Origin of the sequence: Sporosarcina luteola (assembly GCF_007991495.1) — a bacterium.
Lineage (GTDB): Bacteria > Bacillota > Bacilli > Bacillales_A > Planococcaceae > Sporosarcina > Sporosarcina luteola.
Genome location: NZ_BJYL01000067.1, coordinates 1 through 7,774 on the forward strand (window position 1 = coordinate 1; position 7,774 = coordinate 7,774).

The following is a 7,774-nucleotide window of genomic DNA, read 5'->3' on the forward strand; positions in this document are numbered from 1 at the left end:
AAATAAAAAAGATTTGAAACTTATTCCGGAAATCTGCGTCTGTACGCTGATTAGAAAATGTACATACCGATCGGAGGAATTTGAATGAAGAACAAACTATGGAAATTCATTATGGTGGCGGTGTTAATCATCCCTGTGCTGATCATCCCGTCGGGAGTAGAGGCAGCTGTCAAGAATCCATTTTCAGATGTCTCAACGAACAATCCTTATTTTGATATGATCCATGAAATGCGAGACGAGAAGGTCATTAGTGGCTATCCAGACGGCACATTTAAGCCGAAAGAGAAGATCAACCGTAAACAGGCGGCTGCCCTTGTCAACCGGATTGTTAAATTGCCGGCAAGGAAGAAGTTTGTCGCTTTCAAGGACGTTTCCACCAAAAACCCTTATTTCAACGACATCAAAAAAGTTCAACAGGCTGGTATTTTCGAGCCGGATACAAAGGGCAATTTCTATCCGAACAAGCTGATTACACGCGCAGAGATGGCCAAAGTGCTGACGATTGCATTTGATTTGAAAGAGGTTTCGGAATACGACTTCCTGGACGTACCGAGAAGCCATCCGATGAGTACCTATATCCGGGCGATGTATGCCGCTGATATTACGACGGGTGACGGAGGCATTTATTACCCAGATATCGCTGTTTCCCGTGATCACTATGCTGTATTCCTCTATCGGACGCTGCATCGGAACGACCCAATCGATCCCAAGAATCCGGAGAAGCCATTGCCAGGGCAACTGACGCCTTATCTACCTGAGTATCTTGAGGGTGGCGAATACAGGGTTGCCAATGCGATGCTCACGATGATGGGACAGAAAGTTACACACTATCCAGCCGATTATCTGATAACCGATCCGATCAAGGACGGACCGTACGGAGATATGCCTGAAATTGACTTATATAAAAACCGTTTCGGAAAATACAACGAAATGGCGAAGCAAAATCTGTTGTACTTGAAACGCTTCACCAAAGAGGATTCGGTCGTCGGGGAGATGCTGAACAGATGGCTAGCGGGTGATTTTTCGCAGGTGACTGACGATTATAGAACGTTACGGATGATGACAGACGATGATTACGGCAACTGCGCTTCGGATGTCTGTATGGACGACTTCATCAAAGCCCGTACCAAACAGGCGGAAGAGTACTTCCTAAAAACCATTTCCGGAGCCGAAGCTGTCAAGCGGTACCGTACGGAGTGGGGAACAGAGTAATATAGGTTTTCCTCATCATCCAGGGGTACCCGGTACCTTCAAATTAAAATGTAATCCCCCAATCATATTTATATGGATTGGGGGATTTCCTGTTTATATACCAAAGTAATAGCAGCAAAAAAATAAATTTCGCCGACATATATCCTTTTCCACCAAAACTATCTATCTAATAAATGAAAGGTCTGTTCATACAAAATGAAAAGGTGGAGATAGAAATGGAAAAAGGTTGGTTTAAAACATATCGGCTACTTTGGGAGAAACCGATTTGGACAGGCTCGACGCCTGAACAGAAAGTGGTGCTCATGACGCTGCTGTCGATGGCGAATTACGAAAAGAGAGAGTGGGATTGGAATGGAAGGGCGTATTCCGCGAAGCCAGGACAAATGATCACGTCCCTCGCTTCACTCAAGGAAAAATGCGGCAAAAACATCAGCGTGCACCAAATCCGCATTGCGCTGAGACGTTTCGAGAAATACGGATTCCTGACAAACGAATCGACAACCCAAAACCGGCTCATCACCATTGTCAATTGGGACATTTACCAGCAAAACGATTACACGAAGACAAAGCGGACGGCAAACGTTGGGCAAACCGACAACAAGCCGGCGGCAACTAAGAAGAAGGATAAGAAAGAAAAGAATATAAGAAAAAGATCTTTCGCAAACGCGAAAACGGTCAAGGAATTCCAATTCGACCTGACGAGAGGAGAAGCGCTATGATTGCGGAGAAAGCGGTGCTCGGTTCGATGATGAAAGAAAACTACCTCATCACAGATGCAAACCTGTCCGCGACCCAATTCGCGGATCCGGTCCATCGGATGATCTTCCAGTCGATGAAAGAGCTGCTCGCTAGCGGAAAGGCGGTCGACTTCATCACTTTGCTGACGACCTTCAGTCCGCAAGACATCGGAGGCGCAAACTACGTCCGGGATCTGTCTGACTACGCGAACATCCCGGCGTTTGACGACTATGTAGCCGTCATGCTCGATGCCTGGCGCGAACGGGAAAAGCGGAATGTCCTTAGCATCGCCGCGCAGGAAAACTGGCCGATCGACCGCATCATGAGCGGGCTCGAAGCGCTCCTTGACAACCGCGCAAGCCATTACGCCTCCCTGACCGACCTGCTTGCGGACATCTATGAGGACCCATACGTCAAGAAGGAAATCGCGGAAGGGGCAGCGGCCGGAATCGGCACACTCGACAAAATGACGGGCGGCTTCAAGAACGGAGAACTGACAATCATCGCAGCCCGCCCAAGCATGGGGAAATCGGACATCATGCTGCATATTGCGAAACACGCCGGCTGGAAAAATCGGCTGCCGCTCATCTTCTCGCTTGAAATGTCCGCCGAGAGCCTGCGGGATCGCCTTCTCGCATCAACCGGGCGCTTTTCAAGACTGCGCATGCGCGATCCCTACACGATGTTCGATGAAAAACAGAAATCCGAATGGCCACGTACCGTCGGCAGGCTCGCGGAATCGAACATGCACTTCTTCGACCGCAGCAAACAGACCATCTCGGAAATCCGCATGAACGTCCGCAAGATGATCCATGCGCATCCGGACAGGAAACCCGTCATCTTCATCGACTACCTGACCCTCATCCATTCGGAGGATAAAAGCAGCAGCATGCACCTGCAAATATCCCAAATTACGAAAGACCTGAAAGCGATGGCGCGCGAATTCGACTGCCCCGTCATCACACTCGCCCAGCTCAGCCGCGCAGTCGAACAGCGGCACGACAAACGCCCGCTCATGTCCGACCTGCGCGAATCCGGCTCCATCGAAGAAGACGCCGACGTCATCATCTTCCTCTACCGGGACGCCTACTACGACATGCGAAAGGAAAACGACCAAACGATGGAACTGATCGTCTCCAAAAACCGCAACGGTCCCGTCGGCACAGCCATCGCCGCCTACAATAAATTCACAGGGGAGGTCACCGGAATTGCTTGAACAAACAATCAAAGAACAACTCGCAGACGCCATCGACTACGACGCGCCCTTGCTCGCGCACGCCATCTACTTCGCCCTTCAGGAAGGAATCGTCCAGCTCGACGACCCGGCCAGCAGCCTGCCGAAAAACCTGGACTACGACATCGTCACCAAGTGGCGCGACGAAAACGTGCTGCAACTCTGCACCATCAAACTCTTCATCATCCCAATGGGACAAAACCGGCACGCCCTCTACCTCGCAAAAAAAGAGGACGACGCCCGGGCGAAGCACTTCAAGATCTACGGCCAGCTCGCCCAGCGAATCCTCGACGCCACGCACAAAATGGATGTTTCGCTGTATTGCGAAGCGACCGGCCGATACCGGATGATCCGGGAGTTGAAGCGGCAGACGCTAGTGTTTCCTTGTTATTTGGGGGAGGTGGGGAGGTGAGTTTGCGGATAGCGTACGTAAGAAGCTGGATGGCAGGGAGTAGGCCGCTGGGCATCAAAAAAACGCCAGATGTATTCAAATCTGAGCGTTTTTGTTTTCGTCTTTTTTAATCAAGGCTGCAACAACCACTTCACAGCCTCACTCAAATCCTCCGCGACGAAATCAGGCTCAACTTCCTGCCACCGTCCGAAATACTCCCCATTGCGGTACTTTTCATAAGTATCCTGACCGCTGCCCGTCTTCACTAACACTTTGCCGCAGCCGGCTTCATCCGCAGCCAATAAATCCGTCCATCGGTCGCCAATGACGACACACTGGCGCAGATCCAAACCATTCTCCTCTGCAGCCCGAAGCAGCATACCTGGAGAAGGCTTCCTGCATGTGCAACCTTCTCCATGCGCATGTGGACAAACATATACCCGATCGAAACCGAAGCCAGTCATCTCATGCACAAAATCATCGACAGTAGCCTCGCCACGCGAAATGCCTGGTTGATTGGTGAATGAACAAACAAAAAAGAACCCCAGCCTCTCTGAAATACTCGCGCAAGAACAGCTTGCCAGACGGATGAGCAGAAGCTGATCGTGTGGCTCTGTTTATTCCACTTTCATGCGGCAAGGTCAGCTTTCCTATTAATTCAAGTACCAGCGGTTATCATTGAATTTTGAATTGCTTTAGAACCTGGTATCCATCAATCCTGTGCAACGTCGAATTCAGAGTTCAATATTGTACTGGCGCTCCTGTTTGAAGCAGAAAATGAAGGGTTTGCCATAGAGTAGGAGACAAAGGTTTAGTCTCACCTTTCCGCACAACCCTTGTGCTACACTAAAATAGGGGGTGTGTTGCATGGATGATCCATTGTTAGATGAACATATGGAAAAAATGAAACCTTATTTAATGAAGTGGCATAGAGAGCACTCCGTAATGTTACTTACTTCACCGTACATAACTTTGCATTATGAAGTAGTGATGGAAGGCTTTGCGCCACCAAAGGACATGTTGTGTCAGAGCTATCTCTATTCCATTACGGAGGCTTTCCGAGAATTAGTGAGAACTCATTATTACGCCCAGGCCGCTTATCAAATAGAAATAGAACTAAGAGAAAAAGGTGATGTTGGCTGGAGTAACTATTGGAAATTTGAAGTGAAGAATTATTACTTCCGAATGGTCATTCCAAGAATTATTTCTCTTTTGGATTATGTGGCGGTAATGATCAATGAGTTATCCGGTTGTGAGTTAGTGAAAGATGAATGGAAAGTTTACTTCAATCCTCTTAAATCTCTTCTAAGAAAACAAAAACAAGAAGTGGGATGGCTATCTTTAAAGGAAATTGAAGAACTGAATCTTATCCTTTCACCTATCTACAAAGACATTAGCCGAGAGGACAGAAAGATTCTCAATCGCTACCGGAATACAGCAACGCACAGGTATTTTGTCGGAATAGACGAGTTGACCGTTTCATTTCAAAGACGAAAACTTTCCGAGATTGATCAACGAATGCTTAATACACAACAGACCCACAGTTATGGAATGCGAGGACGCCCTGAATATACGTTCGACGAATTGAATACTACAGCCGAGAAGTTATTGAGCAATTTGGATGGCGTGCTTTCCAAACTGATGCAAATGCACATGATGAAAAGGTCAGTAAAACAGATGGAAGAATAAGATCCCGAAAATAAATGAATTTCGAGTGCCAGTTTCCCATTGAATTTCGAATTGTTTTAAAACCTGTTAACCTTCACGACAAGGTGTATCAATCTACCCTGTCGCTTTTTTCATGCAGTCAATTCTTTGATAGAGTGATGTTGATTTGAAAGCCTTCGTACAAGTCACTGCAGTCCATCATGAAACGAAACTTCTCAGACATTTGAATCGTATACTAATTAATTGTATATCTTATAAGACTCACTTTCTGATTGATTGAAAGAGGTGAATGCCTATGTATTTTCCATCGAAAAAAGACTTGTGGTTTGGATTGATCATTTGGGGATTTGTCGTGTTTCTTATAGCTGCCTATGTGTTTGGTGGGGAGCCGATTGGTATGCAATTCATCACCTATAACAGCATAGCGGGGTATATCCTTAGCGTGCTCATCATCGGATTGCTGCTGTGGTTTTGGTTTGGTACAGGTTACAAGATTGAAGGGGGCTTCATCAAAATCAAATTTGGTCCTCTTACAAGCAAGGTGAAGATTGCGGATATCACGAAGTTAAGTGCGGCGAAAAATCCTTTGTCAGCTCCTGCGCTGTCGATTGACCGGATTGAAATCCTTTACGGCAAATATGGTATCGCACTTGTTTCTCCAAAAAATAGAGTGCAGTTCATCAAGACGTTGTTGGGTGAAAGCCCGGGGATTGAAGTCGATGGTGCGCTGTATAAGTGAAGAAGGGGGACGATGGGGATGAATTACGAATACAAGGAGAAGACGAAGAAGAACGGGACAGTTGTGTCAATCCGCGATACGTGGGAGAATGCGTTGCTGGAAGCGGAAGTGAAAGGTAATCAGGTGAAGTTTGTCACGTATGTGCACAATGACAAGACGACGCATTTCAGCATGCCTGTGGAGTTGTTTGAAAGGATGTATCGGGATTTGATGGAGGGGCGGGAGGAGGCTAAGTGAAGAAAATCCTCTTCGGTGGTGCGCTGTTTCACATACTAATAGCGGCTGTCTGGTTTTCTATTTATGCAATCAATGACGGTGAATTCAACAAATGGAGTCATACGACTGTTTTGGATGAGCATTTTGAGAATGGGAAAAGGATGTATCTCGGGTATAACTTTACATGGGAAGGGATCGGCCGGCCAACCATCCTACAGTTGGATTTTATAAAAAAGGATGGAACCCCTCTCGCAGGAGCCGAAGCTTCTCGTATACAGCCCTATTTTGAAGTATCTCAGGACGGCAATACGATAGGGGCAGTGGATGAAGAAACAGTTATCGACGATGGGAAACTAGATCACCCGCCACCAGACGATTCCATTTGACGGGATTTTGATGGATGATAGTGAGAACGGTGAATAGGTATAGGTCTGCTCGCAGTTGAAATGGAGCATATTCGGCGAAAAGAACAGCTCCATGAATTCGCGGACAGCCGTTTCGAAGATCTCCCAATCGACCGCTTAAGGCGCATAGAGGCTCCACTCAATGCCGCCCGTCAACGCGGACTTCGACAAGTTCGAGGAACCGATGTTCACCATCGCGTGCTCTCCCGATTTGAACAAATACGCTTTCGGATGGAACGACATGCCGCCGCTTACCATCATCCGGATTTCAGCGGCGGGCAGTTCATCGACAAGCAGCTCCAGCGCATCCGGCTGCGTGATCGATAAATAGTAGCCCGTCAGGATCTTGATAACCGCACGTGCCACGCCACGTCGCTTCCCGAAGCACAGGCAACACTTGTGCCACACCCGACTTCATAACGAAATATGTCATCCGGTAGAATATATCCGTCTCCGCCGTCAGCCTCTTCAAATCGCCTAGCACGTTCCAAGTAATCAGCCGCAGTTCCGTCATCTTTCGCTTCCACTAGGTAGATTTGCTCATCGAACCCGCCGCGCTTTGCCGCCTTCTTTTCGCGTACCGCTTCCAACTTTTCAACTGTTGTCCCATGGAACTTTGCGGTCGAATGAATCAATTCTAGCAAATCCGCCAGCTCCTCGATTGTATCCTCCGCAGTATCGGCAGCTGCGTATTCTGCCAATTCTTCGTGCATTTTATTATTTGCTTCTGTTATAGTCCGAATCGTTTAAAGTTTGCGTGGTGCACATCTTTCCATCCTGTTCGATGATCTGCGGGATTAGGTCGCGTACGGGTTTGTTGTGGATGGGCATGGGTGTCTCTCCTTTTATGAGTTTTCATTTAGTTTAGCCTAAGGGAGAAGTGTGAAGGATAGAGAAAATGATAAGTTATGGGAATAGCTAAGAAAAACTACCTATTCATATGGAACATATTGAGAGCGTTGTGATACTATTAAGTTAATTGAGTTTGAATTCGATGATTCTAATTTTAGCAAGCAAGGGGTGTACAATGGCTAACCTTTTAAGATGTGCTGCCGGATAAGTCTTTTAATTTGCTTACCTGAGTGAATGGAGATAATTGGTTTGTTGTTTTTGAGTAAAAAACATAATTGAGTGAATTTCATAATTCCAAGCCCTTGTCCCCCAAGGGTTTG

At 47.2% G+C, this 7,774-nt stretch carries 10 protein-coding genes and 1 pseudogene; 8 read left to right on the top strand and 3 right to left on the bottom strand.

Annotated elements, in window-relative coordinates; all coding sequences use genetic code 11:
• The first annotated feature begins 84 nt into the window (after positions 1 to 84).
• The 4 genes from SLU01_RS17610 to SLU01_RS17625 all read left to right on the top strand — a co-directional run bounded on the left by SLU01_RS17610 (position 85) and on the right by SLU01_RS17625 (position 3,596).
• The gene (locus SLU01_RS17610; protein ID WP_147060798.1) at positions 85 to 1,212 is read left to right on the top strand and encodes an S-layer homology domain-containing protein; all 1,128 of its coding nucleotides are present in this window, start codon (positions 85 to 87) and stop codon (positions 1,210 to 1,212) included.
• Between the two features lie 215 nt (positions 1,213 to 1,427).
• Positions 1,428 to 1,931, top strand: coding sequence for a hypothetical protein (locus SLU01_RS17615; protein WP_147060800.1), 504 nt, complete (start codon positions 1,428 to 1,430; stop codon positions 1,929 to 1,931).
• On the top strand, positions 1,928 to 3,166 hold the full coding sequence (locus SLU01_RS17620; RefSeq protein ID WP_147060802.1) for a replicative DNA helicase: 1,239 nt from the start codon (positions 1,928 to 1,930) through the stop codon (positions 3,164 to 3,166). The genes SLU01_RS17615 and SLU01_RS17620 overlap by 4 nt, the downstream gene beginning before the upstream one ends.
• The gene (locus SLU01_RS17625; RefSeq protein WP_147060804.1) at positions 3,159 to 3,596 is read left to right on the top strand and encodes a hypothetical protein; all 438 of its coding nucleotides are present in this window, start codon (positions 3,159 to 3,161) and stop codon (positions 3,594 to 3,596) included. The genes SLU01_RS17620 and SLU01_RS17625 overlap by 8 nt, the downstream gene beginning before the upstream one ends.
• Before the next feature lie 110 nt (positions 3,597 to 3,706).
• Here SLU01_RS17625 and SLU01_RS18300 read toward each other — a convergent pair whose 3' ends face one another.
• Positions 3,707 to 4,171, bottom strand: coding sequence for an HAD-IIIA family hydrolase (locus SLU01_RS18300; protein WP_373866429.1), 465 nt, complete (start codon positions 4,169 to 4,171; stop codon positions 3,707 to 3,709).
• Positions 4,172 to 4,442: 271 nt separating this feature from the next.
• Here SLU01_RS18300 and SLU01_RS17635 point away from each other — a divergent pair, with 271 nt between their 5' ends.
• From SLU01_RS17635 to SLU01_RS17650, 4 genes are all read left to right on the top strand, one after another.
• Positions 4,443 to 5,264 carry a Cthe_2314 family HEPN domain-containing protein gene (locus SLU01_RS17635; protein ID WP_147060805.1) on the top strand — a complete coding sequence of 274 codons (822 nt, stop codon included), beginning with the start codon at positions 4,443 to 4,445 and terminating at the stop codon, positions 5,262 to 5,264.
• A 274-nt stretch (positions 5,265 to 5,538) separates the two neighbouring features.
• Positions 5,539 to 5,982, top strand: a complete 444-nt coding sequence (locus tag SLU01_RS17640; RefSeq protein WP_170232747.1) for a PH domain-containing protein — start codon at positions 5,539 to 5,541, stop codon at positions 5,980 to 5,982.
• Between the two features lie 18 nt (positions 5,983 to 6,000).
• Complete coding sequence (locus SLU01_RS17645; protein ID WP_147060809.1) at positions 6,001 to 6,219, top strand: hypothetical protein; 219 nt, start codon at positions 6,001 to 6,003, stop codon at positions 6,217 to 6,219.
• The gene (locus SLU01_RS17650; protein WP_147060811.1) at positions 6,216 to 6,584 is read left to right on the top strand and encodes a hypothetical protein; all 369 of its coding nucleotides are present in this window, start codon (positions 6,216 to 6,218) and stop codon (positions 6,582 to 6,584) included. Before SLU01_RS17645 ends, SLU01_RS17650 begins: the two co-directional genes overlap by 4 nt.
• A gap of 135 nt (positions 6,585 to 6,719) precedes the next feature.
• Here SLU01_RS17650 and SLU01_RS17655 read toward each other — a convergent pair whose 3' ends face one another.
• On the bottom strand, positions 6,720 to 6,968 hold the full coding sequence (locus tag SLU01_RS17655; protein WP_147060813.1) for a phospholipase D-like domain-containing protein: 249 nt from the start codon (positions 6,966 to 6,968) through the stop codon (positions 6,720 to 6,722).
• A 143-nt stretch (positions 6,969 to 7,111) separates the two neighbouring features.
• A pseudogene (locus SLU01_RS17660) lies at positions 7,112 to 7,433 on the bottom strand (nucleoside triphosphate pyrophosphohydrolase); the annotation flags it as partial.
• Positions 7,434 to 7,774: the final 341 nt, after the last annotated feature.